Below are 18508 nucleotides of genomic sequence, written 5' to 3'. Positions count from 1 at the left end.
CCGCTCCTACGAGTTCGACGGGCGTGCCTGCCCCGCCACCGAAGGCAACACCGGCTGCAACAACACCAGCGTCTGTGCCAGTGCACCGCGGCCGGTTTCGACCAGTACCCGGCCGGCCTCGGCCATCGCCTCGCGCGCCTGCGGGTCATCCAGCAGGCGTACCAGCTCCACTTCGACCTCACCGGCATCGGCGCAGACGCGCAACGCGCCCGCGTCATCGAGGCGTCGCGATATCTCGGAAAAATTGTGCAGGTGCGGGCCGGTCACGATCGCGGTCCCGGCCGCCGCTGGCTCCAGCAGGTTGTGCCCTCCGACCGGCTGCAGGCTGCCGCCAACGAACGCAGCGTCGGCGCAGGCATAGAAGTTCATCAGCTCGCCCAGGGTGTCGACCACGAACACCGCATCATCGGCGCGCGGCCAGCGACCGCGCGAACGCGTCGACACCGACCAGCCCACCGACCGCGCGTGTTCGGCGACCAGCCGGAAGCGCTCCGGATGGCGCGGCGCCCACAGCAGCAGCAGGTCGGGGAACCGCGCGCGCAGGTGCCGGTGGATGCCGATGACCGCGGCTTCCTCGTCCTCGTGGGTACTGGCGGCGATCCATACCGGCCGCACGCCGCAATCGACGCGGAACTGGCTGGCGAAGGTTTCCAGCGTCTCCGGCACGGCCACGTCGAACTTCAGGTTGCCCGTCTCGACCACCTGCGCGGAACGCGCGCCGAGCCGCACGAAACGCACCCCGTCGGCGAGTGACTGCGCCGCGACCGTGCGCACCGTACGCAACGCCCGGCCAATCAGCGGTGCCAGCACGCGGTAGCCACGCAGCGAGCGTTCAGACAGCCGGGCGTTGAGGATCAGCGACGGGATGCCGCGGTCGCGGCAACCGAACAGCAGGTTCGGCCACAACTCGGTTTCCATGATCAATGCCGCATGGGGCCGGTAATGGTCGAGGAAACGGCCGACCGCACCGGGAAGATCGTACGGCAGGTAGACGTGCTCGACCTCGTCATGCCGCCACAGCGCGCGCACGCGCTCCGAGCCGGTCGGGGTGATGGTGGTGACCAGCAGGCGCAGGTCCGGACGGCCGCGCTTGAGCGCGTTGACCAGCGGCACCGCCGCGTTGACCTCGCCGACCGACACCGCATGAAGCCACAGGGTCCGCCCGCAGTATGCGGTGCGATAGCGGGCGTAACGCTCGTGCCAGCGCTGGAAATAGGCGGGCTGGCGGAAGCCGCGCCATATCAGGTGGTAGACCGTGACCGGCACCAACAGGTACAGCGCGGCCGAGTACAGGCCGCGCAACAGGCGCTCGATCATGTCCGTCCGCATCGTGCCAAGGATAGCGAACAGCACGCTCCGTCGGGTGCAGGCGCGGCGACGATAGAATCACCGGCATGTCGACTTCGCCCGCCGCCGCCCTGCCCGCCCCTCCATGGGGACCGCGCCACTGGCCGACCTGGGCCGCGCTTGGCCTGATGTGGCTCGCGGCGCGGCTGCCGTGGTCGCTGCAACGCACGCTGGGTGCCGGCATCGGTGCGCTGGCGATGCGGCTGGCCGGGGCGCGGCGGCGGGCGGCACGGATCAACCTCGAGTTGTGCTTCCCGGAGATGGACGGAGCCGCCCGCCAGGCATTGCTGCGCGAGAGCTTCCGCGACTTCGGCATCGGCCTGTTCGAGTTCGCACGGGCGTGGTGGGGTCCGGTCGAACCGATGCGTCGCACGGTGCGGATCGAGGGAGTCGACGGGATCCGGGCGATCCTCGACGGCGGGCGCGGCGTGCTGCTGGTCTCGGGCCACTTCATGACCCTGGAGATGTGCGGGCGATTGATGTGCGACGAGTTGCCGCTGGCCGGCATGTATCGCCGCCACCGCAGCCCGGTGATGGAGTGGGCGGTGATGCGCGGACGGCTGCGCTATGCCACCGCGATGTTCGGCAACGACGAGTTGCGCGGGGCGATGCGCCACCTCAAGCGCGGCGGCATCCTGTGGTACGCGCCGGACCAGGACATGCGCGGCAAGGACACCGTGTTCGCACCGTTCTTCGGGGTGCCGGCGGCGACGATCACCGCGACCCACCAGTTCGCGCGGCTGTCGGGCTGCGCGGTGGTGCCGTTCTTCCATCGTCGCGAAGGCGCCGACTACGTGTTGCGGCTGGGTGAGCCGCTGCCGGACTTTCCGTCCACCGATGCGCAAAGCGACAGCACCCGGGTCAATGCCGCGATCGAGGCGATGGTGCGCGAGGCACCGAGCCAGTACCTGTGGATCCACCGGCGTTTCAAGCGACGCCCGCCGGGCATGGAATCGCCATACCGCTGAACCGGCTCAGGTCGCCGATGGCGGCTCGATCGCCCGTCCCGCCAGCAGGCTGCCTGCGTACAACGCCGCCAGCAACAGCGTCAGTCCGCCCCAGAACGTCGAGTAGAACGCCAGGTGGGTGTTGAGCGGGAACACCGTCACCGCCAGCGCCAGCATCGCCGGCCGTGCGCGTTCGCGGGCGGCCGCATCGGCGAAGCGCCACGCGCGCCAGGCCAGCGCGGCGCCCAGCAGCCACAGCAACAGCCCGAAGCCACCGGTTTCGCTGAGTACCTCCAGCACGATCTGGTGGGCGTGGAACGCCGGCCCCTCGCCCCATTGCGCGACCTCGCCGCGCTGCGGGTCGCACGCCGGGAACGCCTCGCGGAAGCCACGCGCACCGACGCCGTTGACCGGATGCCGCCCAGCCATGCACAACGCCGCGCCCCAGATCCGGCTGCGTCCCGACAACGCCCGGTCGACGCCTTCCTCATTGGCCGCGAGTACGTGGGTGGTACGGACCAGGCGGTCGCGGACATCGTGCGAGGCGTAGGCCAGTACCACCAGCATCACCGCGCCGAAGCCGAACACCGCGACCAGCTTCTTCCAGCCCAGCACCCGCCAGCCCGACAGCACCAGTACCAGCGCGTAGGTGATCCAGGACGCACGCGAGCCGGCCAGCACCACGACCACGCCCACGGCGGCCGCGGCGAGCAACCAGCCGGCACTGCCGAACCGGCGCCCGGCGGCGTACAGCGCGAACGACGACAGGCTCGCAATCACGATCCCGAGTTTCAGGTTGCATGGCCCGAGGATGCCGCCGAGGCGGTCGGCGCCGGCAACCTCCTCGGCCGTGCACATGCCGTGGCCACTGATCGCCTGCTTGATCGAGTCGATCCCGAAGAACAGCGGACTGGTACCGGTCAGCGCCTGCAGCAGTGCATCGACGGTCCATATTCCGATGATTACCGCGAGTCCGCCGAACGTGGTGCGGCGGCCGCGGTCGTTGGCCACCGCCGACGCCACCAGCCAAAGGAATGGCAGATAGCGCAGGTCGACCGCGGCCTCGCGCAGCGATCGCGGCGGATCGACCGCATCGAAGGCCGAGACCAGTTCGGGCAGCCAGTAGGCGAAGAACAGTACGCTGGTGAGCGCCCAGGCCTGGTGGCTCAGCAACTGGTTGCCACCGCTGAAACGCGAGGAAACCAGCTTGACGATCGCCAGCAACGCGCCCAGCACCAAAATGCCTTCGGCGTAGCCCGGGGCGGGCCACAGCGCAACGTAGGCGAGGATCCATGCCGGCGCCCAACGCCAGCCGCGGACCGGGCCGTGATCGTGGTCGTGGTCGTGGTCGTGGCCAGGCGACGACAGTGTTGGCGAATCAGTCGATGAGTTCGGCATAGACGGCCAGTGTGGCGCGCTGCATCGCGCGCAAGGTGTAGTCGGACAGTGCAGGCATCGTACCGGCTGACACCGCTGGCCGTGCAAGCAATTCCCGGGCACCGACGAGTAGTGCGTCCGGATCAAAGGGTGGAACCGCGCCGGCAGGTTGCAACTCGCGCAGCAACTCACCGACCCCACCGTGTGCCCATCCCAGCACCGGCCGCGCGGATGACAGCGCCTCGACCACGGTACGGCCGAATGCCTCCGGTTTGCGCGACAGTTGCAGCACCAGGTCGCTGGCGGCATAGGCCCGGGCGATCCGGTCCGTCGGCGGAGTGAACGCCAAGGCATCGGCGATACCAAGCGCGCCGGCACGTTCTTCGAGTTCGGCGATATAGGCTTCGCGACCGGCCTCGCGCGCGCCCGGCAACCACAGGCGCGCGTCCAGGCCATCGCCGCGCAGGCGCGCAAGCAGTTCCAGCGCATCGGCGTGGCCCTTCAGGCGGGTGCCGCGGCCGGGCAACAGCAGCAGCGGGCCGTCGCCAGCCAACGCCGGGTGCAGGTCAACGGCCCACGCACGCGCATCGCGATCCGGCACCGGCGCGGGCGGAAACGCGAGCGGGTCGATCCCGCGCGGAATCACCCGCAACTTGCCCGGCTCGGTCGACGGGTAGTGCTGCAGCACGTAATCGCGGACGGCGTCGGACACGCAGACCACGCGCTCACCCCGGGTCATCACCGCGCTGTAGCGCGAGGGCGAGTTGAGCCCGTGCACGGTGCTGACCAGCCGCGGACGCTCGGACGCCCCCATGCCGCGCAAAGCAAGCACGCCGACCCAGGCCGGTAGCCGCGAACGTACATGGACGATATCGGCACGCTCGCGTCGCAGCAGCGCGCGTAGCGGGCGCACGCGGGCCAGCGTAGTCAGCGACTTGCGACCGATGTCGAGTTCGATGTGTTCGGCGCCGAGCGCCTGCAGCCGCGGCACCAGTCGTCCGCCGACCGACACCACCAGCGCGCGATGGCCGGCTTCGACCAGCGCCTGCGCGATCTCAAGGGTGGAGCGTTCGACCCCGCCCGACTGCATCGCCGGCAACAGCTGGACGACGGTCAGCCGGCGCATGGCCGCGGGCTCGCGACGGTCAGTCTTCGAGGACGAAATGCGCGCCGCAATACGGGCAATCGCATTCGCGCTCGGCTTCGATCGGCAGGTAGACCCGCGGATGCGAATTCCACAGCGCCATCGACGGCAACGGGCAACTCAACGGCAGGTCGGCGCGCGAGACGGTGTAACGGCGCTCGGCATTGGCCTGGGTGGGGTGGTCGTGGGCAGCTGCGGTCATGTCGATGGCGGCGGTGATGCGAGGGCCGCAGTTTAGCAGCCGGCAGCCGCAAAGCCCGCCCGCTGGCCCGACCCTGTAGGAGCGACGTAAGTCGCGATTTCCTCGCGAACCGGGATCGCCGTGCGATCGCGACTTACGTCGCTCCTACAGGGAGCCTCCGGTGGGTCAGGCCGGCAGGTCGAACAGCAGGAGGTCGGCGCGCGATTCGCCTTGGCCCGTGATCCGTAACGGGCCACCTTCCTCGACGTAACCCAGTGCATCGCCGGCTACCAATGCGCGGCCGTTCACTTCCACCGCGCCCTGCGCCACGTGCAGCCAGTATCGCCGCGACGGCTGCAACTCGCGCTCGGCCACCTCGCCTGATGCCAGCCGCGCGTTGAACACGCGCGCATCCTGCCGGATCGCCAGGCTGCCACCGGCGCCGTCGGGCGACGCCAGCAGTTGCCAGCCCACGGCGTCGGTGGCATCGCGCTGCGCATACGCCGGCGCGGCGTTGACCCGGTCGGGCTGCAGCCAGATCTGCAGGAAATGCACCGGCTCGTCCTTCGAGGCATTGAACTCGCTGTGACGCACGCCGTGGCCGGCGCTCATCCACTGCAGCTCGCCCGGACGGATCACCCCACCGCCGCCGGTGCTGTCCTCGTGCGCAAGCGCGCCGGACAGCACGTAGCTGAGGATCTCCATGTTGGAGTGGCCGTGGGTCGGGAAGCCCGCGCCGGGCGCGACGCGGTCTTCGTTGATCACCCGCAGCACACCGAAGCCCATCCAGTCGGGATCGTGGTAGTCGCCGAACGAGAACGTATGGCGGCTGTCGAGCCAGTCGACGTGCGCCGGGCCGTGGCCGCGACTGCCGGAGGGGCGTTCGATGATCATGTTCAGGCGTCCTTGGGCACCGCGGCCTCGGTGGTGATGCGCAGGCTCACCTCGTCGCTGACGGCCGGCGCCGCCATGCCCAGGTCGAAGTCGGTGCGCTTGACGGTGGTGGTGGCGTCAAAACCGATCGCGGCCTGCCCGCCCATGTTCTCGCCGATCTTGTTGAGGGTGACGTCGAGCACCACCGGGCGGGTGATGTCCTTGATGGTCAGCTCACCGGTGACCGTGAGCTTGCCTTCGCCAGCGGACTCGACCCTGGTGCTCTTGAAGGTCGCGACCGGGAACGCGGCGGCATCGAAGAAGTCGCTGCTGCGCAGGTGCTCGTCGAACTTGGCGGTGAAGCTGTTGAGGCCCGACAGCGGCAGGGTCACTTCGACACTGGACGCGGCGACGTTGTCGGCGTCGTAGACCAGGGTGCCGTCGGCATCGCCGAAATGCGCGCTCGGGTTGGAGAAGCCGAAGTGGCTCCACTGCGCGATCACGTCGGTGTGGGCGGGATCGAGCTTGTAGGTGACCGGCTCGGCGAACGCGAGGGTGCTGGCGCTGGCCAGGGCGACGGTGAAGGCGAGTTTCTTGAACATGGGGATATCTCTTGGTGTGTTGGGCTTTGCCGGAGGCACCTGTGCATCCGGCGGGTCGGTCAAAGAATTCGCGCGGCCTCGTCGAACGGCAGCCGCGGCGAACGTGCGAACAGCTTGTCCGGGTCACCGTGACCGAGGTTGACCAGGAAGTTGGACTTGATCGTGGTGCCGTTGAAAAACACTTCGTCGACCATCGCGTTGTTGAAGCCCGACATCGGCCCCGTGTCGAGCCCCAGCGCGCGCGCGGCGAGGATCAGGTAGGCGCCCTGCAGGCTGCCGTTGCGGAACGCGTGGTCGTGGCGACCTTCGCGCGGGCCGTCGAACCAGCTCTTGGCGTCGGTATGCGGGAACAGGTACGGAAGTTTCTCGTGGAAGTCCTCGTCATAGCCGATGATCACCGTCACCGGCGCGGCCATGGTCTTGGCGTGGTTGCCTTCGCTCAACGCCGGGCCGAGCTTGGCCTTGGCCTCGGCCGACTTGACGAACACGAACCGCGCCGGCGTCTGGTTGGCACTGGTCGGGCCCCACTTCAGCAGGTCGTAGAGCGCGCGCAGGGTGTCGTCGCTGACCTCGCCGCCCAGCTCGTTGTGGGTACGGGCGGTGCGGAACAGCTGGTCGAGCGCCTGCGGCGGCAGTGCTGCGGTCGGGGGCGTGGCCTGGTCGGTCATTCGGGTCTCCATGAATGCGATGGTCGCGGAGAAGCCGCGGCCGATGCAGGCAAGTGTAAAGTCTGCCGTTGAAGCAACAGCCGACGCCTTCGCAACGTATTACCGACATAAATGGAACAATCGAGCCCCCGCGCGAGCAATTGGATGCTGACCGACGGCAATGCCGGCAACGTGCGCCAGGCGCGTGCACTGGCGGCGGCGCTGGGGCGGCCGGCGCGCGAATGGGTGCTCCGTCCGCGCGCGCCATGGCGATGGCTGGCTCCGCGCGCGCTGCCCGGCGCGGGTTTGGCATTCGGCGATGATTTCCGCGACGCGCTCGCAACGCCGCCGCGGCTGGCGGTCGGCTGTGGCCGGCAGGCCGCGCTGGCGACCCGGCTGCTGCGCCGGCGCGGTGTGCAGGCCGTGCAGATTCTCGACCCGCGACTCGCACCGCGACACTGGGACCTGGTGGTCGCGCCGGAGCATGACGACCTGGCCGGCGACAACGTCATCCGCCTGCTCGGCAGCCTCAATCCGATAGACGACGCGTGGCTGCAATCCGCGCGGCGCCACTTCAGTGCGCTGGCGACGCTGTCGCAACCACGCACCGCGCTGCTGTTGGGTGGCAACAGCGCGCATGCGCGGTTCCAGCCGACGTGGTGGGATGCGCTGGCCGACCGCTTGCAACGGGTGGTCGATGGCGAGGGCGGTTGCCTGCTGGTGACCACGTCGCGACGCACCCCCGCCGAGGTGACCGCGCGCCTGCACCAGCGCTTCGCGGGCCGCCCGGGCATGGTCTGGAGCGGCAGCGCCGATGGCCCGAATCCGTATTCCGGCCTGCTGGCCTGCGCCGACCGCATCGTCTGCACCGCGGACTCGGTCAACATGCTGTCGGAAGCCTGCGCGACCACGCTGCCGGTGTTCGTCGCCGGCATCGACGCGGTGCGTGGGCGGCCGCGGCGGTTCGTCGACAGCCTGCTGGGCCTCGGCCGGGTGCGGCCGGTGGACGGCGCCCTCGCTGCGTTCCCGGTGACCCCGTTGCGCGAGACCGCTCGTGTCGCCGCGGAAGTGCGCCGGCGGCTGGCGCTGGATTGAAGTCCGGATCTCGCCCCATGTAGGAGCGACGCAAGTCGCGACTTCCTCGCGAACCGGGATCGCCGTGAAATCGCGACTTACGTCGCTCCTACATGGGGATATCGCGCGTGGGGATATCGCGGTTGGATCCGGGTTCGGTCGCGGGCGTCCCGCTGAAATCCAGACCATGCACCGCCGCTGCATCGCGTATCGCGGCGCGCGCCGCTTCGACCGCCCCGTCGCGGGGCACTCGCCGCTGCCGCCGGTCAAGGCTGCATTCGAGCCCGCGCGTGAGCAGGGTCGCGTGCGCTGCGAGCAGTCTTGCGGCGGTGTCCGCATCGAACACGCCGGCCTGTCGCATCGTCTCGATCAAGCCCGGCGTGTCGCGCGGGCCGAGCAGGCCGGGCGCCGCGTCGGCATGGTCCAGCACCAGCGCCTGCAGCAGGAATTCCAGATCGACCAGCCCGCCCTCGCCCTGCTTGAGGTCGAAGGCCGCCGCGTCGCTTCGATCGAGCTCGGCACGCATGCGCGCACGCATCTTCGACACGTCGGCGCGCACCTCGTCGGGGTCACGCTGGCGCGCGAGGGTCTCATCGCGGACGCGCCCGAAGTCGGCGCACAGGCTGGCGTCGCCGCTGACGCAGCGTGCGCGTACCAGCGCCTGGTGTTCCCAGTTCCAGGCGCGGCTGCGCTGGTAATCGGCGAAGCTGGCCAGGGTCGATACCAGCAGGCCCTTGGCGCCGTCGGGCCGCAGCCGCACGTCGACGTCGAACAGCCGGCCGGCCGCCGATACCGTGCCGAGCAGCGCCACGACCTTCTGCGCCAGCCGCGCGAACCAGCGCGATGCATCCAGCGGGCGGGCGCCGTCGGACTGGTCGGCACCGTCGGTGGTGTCGTAGAGGAACACCAGGTCGAGGTCGGAACCGAACCCCAACTCGCCGCCACCGAGGCTGCCGTAACCCAGCACCGCGAACCGCGCCCCGGGTACCCGGCCATGCACGGCCGCGACCTCGCGTTGGGCCAGGGCGAGCACGCGCATCACCACGCCGTCGGCCAGCCATGCCAGTTGCCGTGCGCTCTCGACCGCATCCTGGCGGCCATCGCGGGTGGCCATCGCGATCCGGAAGCTCAACGCCTGCCGCACTTCGTTGAGTGCATTGAGCACCGCCTCGGTGTCGTCGGCGGCGATGCCGTCGTCGACACCGTCGCCGGCATCGCGCGCAACCGCCAGGCAGGCCTCGATCACTTCCTCGCGCCCGGGCAACGGGCCGCCAATGCGCGCGTCCAGCAACTCGTCCAGCAACAGCGGGTACGACGCCAACCGCTCGGCCAGCAACGCGCTATGGCCGACCACCTCGACCAGACGGGCCAGCGCCGGCGGCTGCTCGTCCAGCAACGCGAGGTAGGCGCTGCGGCGCAGGATGTTGTGCAGCAACGCGAGTAGCCGGCGCAACGCGAGCATCGGCTGGCTGGACCCGGCCGCACCCTGCAGCAACGCCGGCAGCACGCGATCGAGCCGGGCGCTGGTGCTGTCGGACAGGCCGCGCACACCGGGACTGCGGACCAGGTCGCGCAACAGCGAATCGGCCGACGCGGCGTCGGCGAAACCGGCGCCGGACAGCGACGCGAGTTCGCCGGGCTGTTCGCCCGCGGTATCGCGCAACTTGCGCCAGTAGCCGGCCAACGCGCCCGGCTGGTGCGTCGCCGGACGTGGCGCCAGCAGCGCGGCGAATTCCTCGCTGACCACCGCGCGATGCATGTCCAGCGCGGTGCGCAAGGCCGTCCAGTCGCCATACCCGAGGCCGTCGGCAATGCGGGCGCGATCGAGCGCATCGTCGGGCAGCGCGTGGGTCTGTTCGTCGCGCAGCATCTGCAGGCGGTTTTCCAGTCGTCGCAGGTAGAGGTAGGCCGTGGCGAGCGCGTCGCCCGCAGCGGGTTCGACCTGGTTGGCCTCGACCAATGCATTCAACGCGGGCTGCAACTGGCGGTCACGCAATTCCGGTTCTCGACCGCCGCGGATCAACTGCAACGCCTGCACCAGGAACTCGATCTCGCGGATGCCGCCGGGACCGCGCTTGACGTCATCGGCCAGTTCCTTGCGCGCGACCTCGGCGCTGATCGCGGCCTTCATGCCGCGCAGTCCGTCGAGCGCACCGTAGTCCAGGTAGCGCCGGTAGATGAATGGGCGCAGGGTCTCCAGGAAGCGCTCGCCCGCGTCCAGGTCGCCCGCCACCGGTCGCGCCTTCTGCCAGGCGTAGCGCTCCCAGTCGCGCCCTTCGCGCTGGAAGTACTGCTCCATCGCGGGGAACGACCACGCGACCCGACCGGCGTTGCCGTACGGGCGCAGCCGCAGGTCGACCCGGTGGCAGAAGCCGTCGGCGGTGACCTCGTCGAGCAACCGGACCAGGTGTTGGCCGAGCCGCGAGAAATACTGCTCGGCTTCGAGCGGCCGGGCGCCATCGCTGGTGCCGCCGCCGTGCTCGTAGGCATAGACCAGGTCGATGTCCGAACTGAAGTTGAGTTCGCCACCACCGAGTTTGCCGAGCCCGAACACCACCAGCCGTTGGTGCACGCCATCGTCGTCGCGCACGACGCCGTGGCGGCTGGCGAAGTCGGGTTCCAGCGCGCGCAGCGCCAGGTCCAGGCAGGTCTCGGCAAGCGCGGTACTGCCGGCGAGGGTGGCGTCGACATCGTCGAGGCCGTGCACGTCGCGCCAGACCAGCCGGGTCGATTCGGCCGCGCGGTAGCGGCGCAGGAGGCCCGGCCAGTCGCCGCGGTGGTCGGCGGAGAGCGTGGGCGCCACCGCGGGCGTGGCACCGTCGTCGTCGAGCAACCGGCGCAGCAGGTCGGGTTGGCGCGACAGGGTGTCGACTGCGAAATCGCTGGCAACCGCCACCGCACGTAGACGGGCCTGGCCGGTCGTCATCGACGGGCCGGCAGCAGCCAGCAGGCGCGCAATCGCGCGCTCGGCGATGGCATCGGTGGCAGGGCGGTCGGGACCGTCGGGGGCGTCATTCATCGAGGCGATGATGGCAGAAGTAAAAAGCCCGCCCCGGTCGAACCGGTAGCGGGCCTGCTCCCTCCCCCACGTCGGGATGCGGCCCGATCGTGAAGGAGTTGTTAGGTCGAGTGCACGCTGCAGTGCAAAAAAGAACCGCCCGGTTCAGAAACACAACGGGAGGAAACCCGGTTCACGCCGCCGCGAAGAACATCAGGTACACCAGCCGTCCGTTCTCGATCCGATCGCCGAACGCCGGCCCCGCCGTGTGCCACAGCCACGGCCGCAGCATCACCAGGCGGTTGAAGCGCATCGGCACGCGCATGGTCATTTCCCACTTCGAGTCGTCGGTGCCATCGCGTTCGATCAGTTGCTGGTACATCGCCGCGCGCGAGGAAAAGCCCATCGCCGCGATCTCCTCGTCGTTGAACGGCGCGCGATCGGTTCCGGTCGGGCGGTGACGGAAGAACTCCGTGCCGCCCTGGCAGTCTTCCGGTGCGCTGAGGTAGAGGATCCCGGACCAGTGCGCCGAGTCGACGTGCACCTTGGCGCGGCCGACATCGTTGGCCAGCGTGATCCGGAACTTCGCGTGCGACTGCGGCGGCGACACCGGCTTGAGCCGTTCGCCGACGATCCGCGAGGCGGCTTCAGACAGCCCGTCGATCTCCAGCCGCTCCAGCGAGTTGCGGCCGGGAAACGCACCCTGCAGATCCGGGTAGTTCAGCCCGAGCGCAGTCTGGCGGAACTGCCGTGCGTCGTGCACGCCGAGGAAGTCGTCGACGATGATCAGTGAAGTTGGCATGGGCGCGGAGCCTAGCCCGGTGGCCGCAGCCGCTCAAGGCGTGCAAACAAGAACCCCGCCTTGCGGCGGGGTCCCTGGTATTGCGGGTAGTGCGGGAAGGCGTGGGATCAGAAGCCCATGCCACCCATTCCGCCCATCCCACCCATGTCGCCGCCACCCGGCATCGCCGGCTCTTCCTTCTTCGGCAGCTCGGCAACCATCGCCTCGGTGGTGATCATCAGCCCGGCGATCGACGCGGCGTTCTGCAGCGCGGTGCGGGTGACCTTGGTCGGGTCCAGGATGCCGAACTCGAGCATGTCGCCATACTCGCCGTTGGCGGCGTTGTAGCCGTAGCTGCCCTTGCCTTCCTTGACGTTGTTGAGGACGACCGAAGCCTCTTCGCCAGCGTTGATGACGATCTCGCGCAGCGGCGCTTCCATCGCGCGCAGGGCGATCTGGATGCCGTGGTTCTGGTCTTCGTTGTCACCCTTCAGGCCGGTGATCGCGGCCAGCGCGCGGATCAGCGCAACGCCGCCGCCCGGGACCACACCCTCTTCCACTGCGGCGCGGGTCGCGTGCAGGGCGTCTTCGACGCGGGCCTTCTTCTCCTTCATCTCGATCTCGGTCGAGGCACCGACCTTGATCACCGCCACGCCGCCGGCCAGCTTGGCCACGCGCTCCTGCAGCTTCTCGCGGTCGTAGTCGGAAGAGGTCTCCTCGATCTGCGCCTTGATCTGCTTGATGCGGCTCTCGATGCCCGCGGTGTCGCCGGCGCCGTCGATGATGGTGGTGTTCTCCTTGGAGATCTGCACCTTCTTCGCGCGGCCCAGGTCGTTGATGGTCGCCTTCTCCAGCTGCAGGCCGACTTCCTCGGAGATCACGGTGCCGCCGGTCAGCACGGCCATGTCTTCCAGCATCGACTTGCGACGGTCACCGAAGCCCGGCGCCTTGACGGCGCAGACCTTGACGATGCCGCGGATGGTGTTGACCACCAGGGTCGCCAGCGCCTCGCCTTCGACGTCTTCGGCGACGATCAGCAGCGGCTTGCCGGCCTTGGCCACGCCTTCCAGCACGGGCAGCAGGTCGCGGACGTTGGAAATCTTCTTGTCGTAGAGCAGGATGAACGGGTCATCCAGTTCGGCCTGCATCGACTGCTGGTTGTTGATGAAGTACGGCGACAGGTAGCCGCGGTCGAACTGCATGCCCTCGACCACGTCGAGCTCGTTCTCCAGGCCCGAGCCGTCTTCGACGGTGATCACGCCTTCCTTGCCGACCTTGTCCATCGCCTGCGCGATCAGGTCGCCGATGTTGGCGTCGGAGTTGGCCGAGATCGTGCCGACCTGGGCGATTTCCTTGGAGGTCGACGACGGCTTGGAGAGGTTCTTCAGCTCGCCGACGGCCGAGGTCACGGCCTTGTCGATGCCGCGCTTGAGGTCCATCGGGTTCATGCCGGCGGCGACCGCCTTCATGCCCTCGCGGATGAACGCCTGGGCCAGCACGGTGGCGGTGGTGGTGCCGTCACCGGCGATGTCGGAGGTCTTGGAAGCGACTTCCTTGACCATCTGCGCGCCCATGTTCTCGAACTTGTCGGCCAGCTCGATCTCCTTGGCGACGGACACGCCGTCCTTGGTGATCGTCGGGGCGCCATAGCTCTTGTCGAGCACGACGTTGCGGCCCTTCGGGCCCAGGGTGGCCTTGACGGCATTGGCGAGAACGTTGACGCCGCGCACCATCTTTGCGCGCGCGTCTTCGCCGAAACGGATTTCCTTGGCGGACATTGCGGATTACCTCAAAAAGAATTGCGGAAAAGGGGGTTGGAACGGGAGGACGAAACCGCGATCAGCCGAGGATCGCGAAGATGTCGTCTTCCTTGACCACCAGCAGGTCGGTGCCGTCGAGCTTCACTTCGGTGCCGCTGTACTTGCCGAACAGCACCTTGTCGCCGACCTTGACCTTCGGCGCGCGCACGCTGCCGTTGTCGAGGGTCTTGCCTTCGCCGACCGCGACGACCTCGCCCTTGATCGGCTTCTCGGTGGCCGAGTCCGGGATCACGATGCCGCCGGCGGACATCTTTTCTTCTTCCATACGCTTGATGACCACGCGGTCGAACAGCGGCTTGATATTCATGGCAACCTCTAAGTGGTTGAAAGGGTGGGGAAAGAACGCGGAATCTAGCAGTCTCCCCAATCGAGTGCCAAGACCGGGGACGACAACGCCCGACTCAATCGGGACTGCCGGGGAGATGGGGGGCGCAATGGCGCTTTCAAGGCCGGTGGATGCGATCGGCGTCATCGCGACGCAAAAAAAGAGCGTGCCCCGAGGGACACGCTCTTTTCCGGTTTCGGGATTGGCTTCCGAGCGCGGCGCGATCCTGCACCTCTCCCCTGACCTGGACCCCCATGTCGAGCCGACTTCCTGTCGGTCAGCGGCCATGGTGGCCATTTTTGGTCACCGTGACTACAGACCACCCGGTATGGGATGGCTACCTCCGGTGGCTCCTATGTGTGATAAACGTCGAATAACCGTGGCCCGTCCGGGTACATCTTGAAATATAGCCACCGATAGGAAACCACTTGACGTGAATATCAGGCGCATAGTTAATACCGGTACCTACGACTTTGCCCGTGTACAAAACCCATGACCCCGGAATTACGCATCCGTCTCGCCCGTCGCCATGGCGGCTTGTCCCAGGCCGCGCTCGCCGCCGCGGTGGGTGTCCAGCGCAGCGCGGTCAGCCACTGGGAAGCATCTCCCGGCAAGTCGCCCAGCGCCTCGCACCTGCGCCAGGTGGCGATGGCGACCGGGGTGCAATTCGAATGGCTGGCGACCGGGCGCGGCAAGATGACCCTGTCGCCGGAAGTGGCGATGGATTCGGTCGCGGCCGCGGATGCACTGCTGGTCGACGATCCACTGGAGCTGCGGCTGCTGACCGCGTTCCGCGACTGCCCCCCGCGCTCGCGGGTGCCGCTGGTGGAGATCGCCGAGCAACTGGCGGTACACCGGGTCGGCCGTCCGCGTGGCGGCAGCCGGAGCTGACCCGCGGCTCCGGTGCAACGCGCTGGGCTAGGCTATGCAGCCCTCCACCCAGGTTCCCCGGTCAATGTCCGTCCTGCTTTGCCTGTGCACCTGCCCCGATGCCGCCAGCGCCCGCATCATCGCCGAGGCGCTGGTCGCGGAACGGCTGGCCGCCTGCGTCAGCCGGTTGCCGGGGCTGCAATCGACCTATCGCTGGGAGGGTGCGATCGAACATGCCGATGAAGTACTGCTGCTGATCAAGACCGGCGCCGACCGGCTCGACGCCGTTACCGCGAGGGTGCAGGCACTGCATCCATATGAACTGCCGGAACTGATCGCGGTCGAAGCCGCCGGCGGACTTGCGCCGTACCTCGCCTGGGTGGCCGAACAGACCCGTGAAGATGACTGAAGAAGCCAAGCACCCGCTCCACCGGGGCTTTCAACTGCTGGTCCTGACCCTGCTGCTCGGCGCACTGGCGCCGGCCATGGCGGCGATCGATCCGGACGACCTGCTGCCGGTCGACGAGGCATTCGCGCTGGAAGCGCGGGCGGAATCGCCCGATGCGATCGCGATCGACTGGCGCATCGCCGACGGCTACTACCTCTACAGGCACCGGACCAGCGTCGAGGCGGATACCGGCTTCGACGCACGGCCGCTGCAGATGCCGCCGGGCGAGGCCCACGAGGACGAGTTCTTCGGCGCGGTCGAGACCTATCGCGACCGGTTGCACGCGACCCTTCCGGGCCAGGCCAAGGCAGCGAGCACGGTCCTGACGATCAAGTACCAGGGCTGTGCCGACGCCGGCATCTGCTATCCGCCGCAGACGCGCAAGGTAACCGTTGCGCTGCTGGCCGGGGGTGCGAACAACGCAGCCACCGCGCCGCTGGTGCCGTTTGGCGCTCAGGGTGCAGGGGGTGCAGCGAATCCGCTGGCCGGGAGCCTCAATCCATTGCTGGGCGGTACGGCTGCCGGCACCGATCCGTTGCCGTTGCCGCCGGAGCAGGCGTTCGGCTTCGAGGCGATCGCCGGTGATGGCAATTCCCTGCTGCTGCGCTTCACCCCGGCGCGCGGCTACTACCTGTACCGCGACAACACCTCGCTGGAACTGGCAGGCAACGATGCCGGCATCACCCTCGGCGCGCCGCAATGGCCGCAAGGGACCGAGCACCGCGACGAGCACTTCGGCGACGTGGTGGTCTATTTCCGCCAGATCGACGTGCCGCTGCCATTGCGGCGCACACGCCCCGACCCGGCGACGCTCCGGCTGACCGCGACCTTCCAGGGCTGCCAGACGGACGGGATCTGCTATCCGCCGATGACGCGGATTGTCGAGGTGGCGTTGCCGACGGGTGTGGTGACGGCCGACAGCGTGGCGACCCCCGCGTCCGCCGATCGGGATGAGGCTTCCGACAACAAGCCCGATCCCGCCGAAACGCAAGCTGCGATCGCTTCGAGTAGGAGCGACGTAAGTCGCGATCGCACGGCGACCCCGGATGGCGAGGCGTTCGCGACTGACGTCGCTCCTACAGGGGCCGACTCGCGGGATGTCGCGGGAGTACCGGGCGCCGGTCTGGCCGAGGACAGCCGCCTTGCCGCCGCGCTCTCAGGCCCCGACCGCTGGCTGGCGCTGCTGAGCTTCTTCGGTTTCGGCCTGTTGCTGGCATTCACGCCATGCGTGCTGCCGATGATCCCGATCCTGTCCGGACTGATCGCCGGTGCGTCGGCGGGCCACGAGCGGGGCCTCGGTGCCAGGCGCGCATTCGGGCTGTCGCTGGTCTACGTGGTCGCCAGTGCGATGGTGTTCACCGCGGCGGGCGTGGTCGCCGGGCTGGTCGGTGCCAACCTGCAGATCGCGTTCCAGGACCCGTGGGTGCTGGCGGCGTTCGCGGCGCTGTTCGTGGCGTTGGCGCTGTCGAGCTTCGGGCTCTACGAGATCCAGTTGCCCGCCGCGCTGCGCAATCGGCTCGGCAGCCTCAGCGACCGCCAGCGCGGTGGTTCACTGGCCGGGGTGGCGGTGATGGGCGCGCTGTCGGCGCTGATCGTCGGTCCCTGCGTGGCGCCGCCGTTGGCAGCCGCGGTGCTGTATATCGGCCAGACCCAGGACCCCGTATTTGGCGGCGCCGCGCTGTTCCTGCTGGCGATGGGCATGGGCGTACCGCTGCTGGCGTTCGGCGTTGCCGCCGGCAAGGGCCTGCCGACCAGCGGGCCGTGGATGGTCGCGGTGCAGCGGGTGTTCGGCTTCGTATTCCTCGGCCTGGCGGTGTGGATGCTGTCGCGGATCCTGCCGGCGCCGTTGGTGCTCGGTTTGTGGGGCGCGTTGCTGATCGGCTCCGCGGTGATGCTGGCGCTGGCGCTGGGTAGGTCAGCGGCGCGTGACGGGCTGCGTGCGCTCGGCTGGACCGCGGCCGCGCTGCTGGGCGTGGCCGGCGCGACGCAGGTGGTCGGCGCGCTGGCCGGAAGCCACGATCCGCTGCGGCCGCTGGCAGGGCTGCGTGGCGGCGGCACCGAGGTCCGCGAACTGCCGTTCCGCACGATCAAGTCGCTGGCCGACCTCGACCGCGAGATCAAGGCCGCCGCAGCGGCCGGCCGGCCGCTGCTGCTCGACTTCTATGCCGACTGGTGCGTGGCCTGCAAGGAGATGGAGAAGTACACGTTCCCCGAGCCCACCGTGCACGCCGCGCTTGCCGATTTCGTCCTGCTCAAGGCCGACGTCACCGCCAACGACACCACCGACCAGGCGCTGATGAAGCGGCTCGGCATCATCGGCCCGCCGGCGACGCTGTATTACGTCGACTCAGCCGAGCGCCGCGAACTGCGGCTGTTCGGCTTCGAACCCGCCGCGAAGTTCGCCGAACGCGCCGATCGGGCGCGGGCGGCGCTGCCATGAAGCCGTTCACCAAGGTCCTGCTGGTCGCGGTCGGCGCCGGAACGCTCGGCATCGTCGCCGGGCTGTGGTCCAACGGTCCCGGGCCGCTGCTGGAATCCGAGCTCGGCCAGCGGGCGCTTCAGGGCGCGCTGTCCGCGTCCGCACCGCCGACACCGGACGGATTGGCCGTCGCCCGCCGTGGCGAAGTGATCCCGACCGTGGTGCTTCCCGACCTCGATGGCCGCCAGGTCACCCTGCCCGCCGCCCACGCGGGCCGCCCGCTGCTGGTCAACTTCTGGGCCAGCTGGTGCGGTCCGTGCATCCAGGAGATGCCAGAACTCGACCGCTTCGCTGCCAGCCAGGCCGCCGACGGCGTGCAGGTGGTCGGGATCGCGCTGGACGACGTCGAGGCGGTCCGGGCGTTCCTGCAGCACACCCCGGTGCGCTACCCGATCCTGCTCGACGCGCCCGGCCCGCGCGATTCGGGCGTGCAGCTCGGCAATCCCAAGGGCGTGCTGCCGTTCACCGCGCTGATCGATGCGGAGGGACGGCTGGTCAAGCAGAAGATCGGCCCGTTCGAGCACGGCGAGATCGACGGATGGGCCGCACCATGACCGGCGGCATTCAAACATCCGTTTAAATCGCGACAACTTCG

General features: G+C 68.9%; 17 protein-coding genes. 6 read left to right on the top strand and 11 right to left on the bottom strand.

Annotated elements, in window-relative coordinates:
- Positions 1-6 precede the first annotated feature (6 nt).
- Positions 7-1329 (bottom strand): lipid IV(A) 3-deoxy-D-manno-octulosonic acid transferase, encoded by a 1323-nt coding sequence (gene waaA / locus ACT9F5_RS11455; protein WP_445120117.1) that lies wholly within the window; start codon positions 1327-1329, stop codon positions 7-9.
- A 65-nt stretch (positions 1330-1394) separates the two neighbouring features.
- Between waaA and lpxL the strand changes: the two genes are divergently transcribed.
- The gene (gene lpxL, locus ACT9F5_RS11450) at positions 1395-2315 is read left to right on the top strand and encodes an LpxL/LpxP family Kdo(2)-lipid IV(A) lauroyl/palmitoleoyl acyltransferase (RefSeq protein ID WP_445120074.1); all 921 of its coding nucleotides are present in this window, start codon (positions 1395-1397) and stop codon (positions 2313-2315) included.
- 6 nt (positions 2316-2321) lie between these two features.
- Here the strand turns inward: lpxL and ACT9F5_RS11445 are convergent, their stop codons facing one another.
- From ACT9F5_RS11445 to ACT9F5_RS11420, 6 genes are all read right to left on the bottom strand, one after another.
- Positions 2322-3692, bottom strand: a complete 1371-nt coding sequence (locus ACT9F5_RS11445; protein WP_445120073.1) for an O-antigen ligase family protein — start codon at positions 3690-3692, stop codon at positions 2322-2324.
- Entirely contained in the window at positions 3673-4797 is a 1125-nt protein-coding gene (locus ACT9F5_RS11440) for a glycosyltransferase (protein WP_445120072.1), read from the bottom strand. Before ACT9F5_RS11440 ends, ACT9F5_RS11445 begins: the two co-directional genes overlap by 20 nt.
- Before the next feature lie 19 nt (positions 4798-4816).
- Positions 4817-5017 carry a zinc-finger domain-containing protein gene (locus ACT9F5_RS11435; RefSeq protein ID WP_445120071.1) on the bottom strand — a complete coding sequence of 67 codons (201 nt, stop codon included), beginning with the start codon at positions 5015-5017 and terminating at the stop codon, positions 4817-4819.
- A gap of 165 nt (positions 5018-5182) precedes the next feature.
- On the bottom strand, positions 5183-5890 hold the full coding sequence (locus tag ACT9F5_RS11430) for a pirin family protein (RefSeq protein WP_445120070.1): 708 nt from the start codon (positions 5888-5890) through the stop codon (positions 5183-5185).
- A 2-nt stretch (positions 5891-5892) separates the two neighbouring features.
- Positions 5893-6471: a YceI family protein gene (locus tag ACT9F5_RS11425; protein ID WP_445120069.1), complete on the bottom strand. Its 579-nt coding sequence runs from the start codon at positions 6469-6471 to the stop codon at positions 5893-5895.
- 59 nt (positions 6472-6530) lie between these two features.
- A complete protein-coding gene (locus tag ACT9F5_RS11420) occupies positions 6531-7139 on the bottom strand; it encodes a malonic semialdehyde reductase (RefSeq protein ID WP_445120068.1) in 609 nt (202 codons plus the stop codon).
- Positions 7140-7283: 144 nt separating this feature from the next.
- Here ACT9F5_RS11420 and ACT9F5_RS11415 point away from each other — a divergent pair, with 144 nt between their 5' ends.
- The gene (locus ACT9F5_RS11415) at positions 7284-8213 is read left to right on the top strand and encodes an ELM1/GtrOC1 family putative glycosyltransferase (RefSeq protein WP_445120067.1); all 930 of its coding nucleotides are present in this window, start codon (positions 7284-7286) and stop codon (positions 8211-8213) included.
- Positions 8214-8301: 88 nt separating this feature from the next.
- Here ACT9F5_RS11415 and glnE read toward each other — a convergent pair whose 3' ends face one another.
- The 4 genes from glnE to groES form a co-directional block, all read right to left on the bottom strand.
- Positions 8302-11211, bottom strand: a complete 2910-nt coding sequence (gene glnE, locus ACT9F5_RS11410; RefSeq protein WP_445120066.1) for a bifunctional [glutamate--ammonia ligase]-adenylyl-L-tyrosine phosphorylase/[glutamate--ammonia-ligase] adenylyltransferase — start codon at positions 11209-11211, stop codon at positions 8302-8304.
- 172 nt (positions 11212-11383) lie between these two features.
- On the bottom strand, positions 11384-11992 hold the full coding sequence (locus ACT9F5_RS11405) for a DUF6445 family protein (protein ID WP_445120065.1): 609 nt from the start codon (positions 11990-11992) through the stop codon (positions 11384-11386).
- A gap of 107 nt (positions 11993-12099) precedes the next feature.
- Complete coding sequence (gene groL, locus ACT9F5_RS11400) at positions 12100-13749, bottom strand: chaperonin GroEL (RefSeq protein ID WP_445120064.1); 1650 nt, start codon at positions 13747-13749, stop codon at positions 12100-12102.
- A 61-nt stretch (positions 13750-13810) separates the two neighbouring features.
- A complete protein-coding gene (groES, locus tag ACT9F5_RS11395) occupies positions 13811-14098 on the bottom strand; it encodes a co-chaperone GroES (protein ID WP_445120063.1) in 288 nt (95 codons plus the stop codon).
- A 510-nt stretch (positions 14099-14608) separates the two neighbouring features.
- Between groES and ACT9F5_RS11390 the strand changes: the two genes are divergently transcribed.
- The 4 genes from ACT9F5_RS11390 to ACT9F5_RS11375 all read left to right on the top strand — a co-directional run bounded on the left by ACT9F5_RS11390 (position 14609) and on the right by ACT9F5_RS11375 (position 18467).
- On the top strand, positions 14609-15007 hold the full coding sequence (locus ACT9F5_RS11390) for a helix-turn-helix domain-containing protein (RefSeq protein WP_445120062.1): 399 nt from the start codon (positions 14609-14611) through the stop codon (positions 15005-15007).
- Between the two features lie 64 nt (positions 15008-15071).
- The gene (gene cutA / locus ACT9F5_RS11385) at positions 15072-15395 is read left to right on the top strand and encodes a divalent cation tolerance protein CutA (RefSeq protein ID WP_445120061.1); all 324 of its coding nucleotides are present in this window, start codon (positions 15072-15074) and stop codon (positions 15393-15395) included.
- Positions 15388-17874, top strand: coding sequence for a protein-disulfide reductase DsbD (dsbD, locus tag ACT9F5_RS11380; protein ID WP_445120116.1), 2487 nt, complete (start codon positions 15388-15390; stop codon positions 17872-17874). The genes cutA and dsbD overlap by 8 nt, the downstream gene beginning before the upstream one ends.
- Entirely contained in the window at positions 17871-18467 is a 597-nt protein-coding gene (locus ACT9F5_RS11375; RefSeq protein WP_445120060.1) for a redoxin family protein, read from the top strand. Before dsbD ends, ACT9F5_RS11375 begins: the two co-directional genes overlap by 4 nt.
- Positions 18468-18508 lie beyond the last annotated feature (41 nt).

It is taken from the genome of Lysobacter sp. F6437, from assembly GCF_052547215.1.
This window is presented reverse-complemented; position numbering and strand designations above follow the sequence as displayed.

What these genes read in the sequence shown, in the direction of transcription:
- waaA (WP_445120117.1), bottom strand. Translation starts at nt 1,329, where the DNA reads ATGCGGACGGACATGATCGAGCGCCTGTTGCGCGGCCTGTACTCGGCC.
- lpxL (WP_445120074.1), top strand. Translation starts at nt 1,395, where the DNA reads ATGTCGACTTCGCCCGCCGCCGCCCTGCCCGCCCCTCCATGGGGACCG.
- ACT9F5_RS11445 (WP_445120073.1), bottom strand. Translation starts at nt 3,692, where the DNA reads ATGCCGAACTCATCGACTGATTCGCCAACACTGTCGTCGCCTGGCCAC.
- ACT9F5_RS11440 (WP_445120072.1), bottom strand. Translation starts at nt 4,797, where the DNA reads ATGCGCCGGCTGACCGTCGTCCAGCTGTTGCCGGCGATGCAGTCGGGC.
- ACT9F5_RS11435 (WP_445120071.1), bottom strand. Translation starts at nt 5,017, where the DNA reads ATGACCGCAGCTGCCCACGACCACCCCACCCAGGCCAATGCCGAGCGC.
- ACT9F5_RS11430 (WP_445120070.1), bottom strand. Translation starts at nt 5,890, where the DNA reads ATGATCATCGAACGCCCCTCCGGCAGTCGCGGCCACGGCCCGGCGCAC.
- ACT9F5_RS11425 (WP_445120069.1), bottom strand. Translation starts at nt 6,471, where the DNA reads ATGTTCAAGAAACTCGCCTTCACCGTCGCCCTGGCCAGCGCCAGCACC.
- ACT9F5_RS11420 (WP_445120068.1), bottom strand. Translation starts at nt 7,139, where the DNA reads ATGACCGACCAGGCCACGCCCCCGACCGCAGCACTGCCGCCGCAGGCG.
- ACT9F5_RS11415 (WP_445120067.1), top strand. Translation starts at nt 7,284, where the DNA reads ATGCTGACCGACGGCAATGCCGGCAACGTGCGCCAGGCGCGTGCACTG.
- glnE (WP_445120066.1), bottom strand. Translation starts at nt 11,211, where the DNA reads ATGAATGACGCCCCCGACGGTCCCGACCGCCCTGCCACCGATGCCATC.
- ACT9F5_RS11405 (WP_445120065.1), bottom strand. Translation starts at nt 11,992, where the DNA reads ATGCCAACTTCACTGATCATCGTCGACGACTTCCTCGGCGTGCACGAC.
- groL (WP_445120064.1), bottom strand. Translation starts at nt 13,749, where the DNA reads ATGTCCGCCAAGGAAATCCGTTTCGGCGAAGACGCGCGCGCAAAGATG.
- groES (WP_445120063.1), bottom strand. Translation starts at nt 14,098, where the DNA reads ATGAATATCAAGCCGCTGTTCGACCGCGTGGTCATCAAGCGTATGGAA.
- ACT9F5_RS11390 (WP_445120062.1), top strand. Translation starts at nt 14,609, where the DNA reads ATGACCCCGGAATTACGCATCCGTCTCGCCCGTCGCCATGGCGGCTTG.
- cutA (WP_445120061.1), top strand. Translation starts at nt 15,072, where the DNA reads ATGTCCGTCCTGCTTTGCCTGTGCACCTGCCCCGATGCCGCCAGCGCC.
- dsbD (WP_445120116.1), top strand. Translation starts at nt 15,388, where the DNA reads ATGACTGAAGAAGCCAAGCACCCGCTCCACCGGGGCTTTCAACTGCTG.
- ACT9F5_RS11375 (WP_445120060.1), top strand. Translation starts at nt 17,871, where the DNA reads ATGAAGCCGTTCACCAAGGTCCTGCTGGTCGCGGTCGGCGCCGGAACG.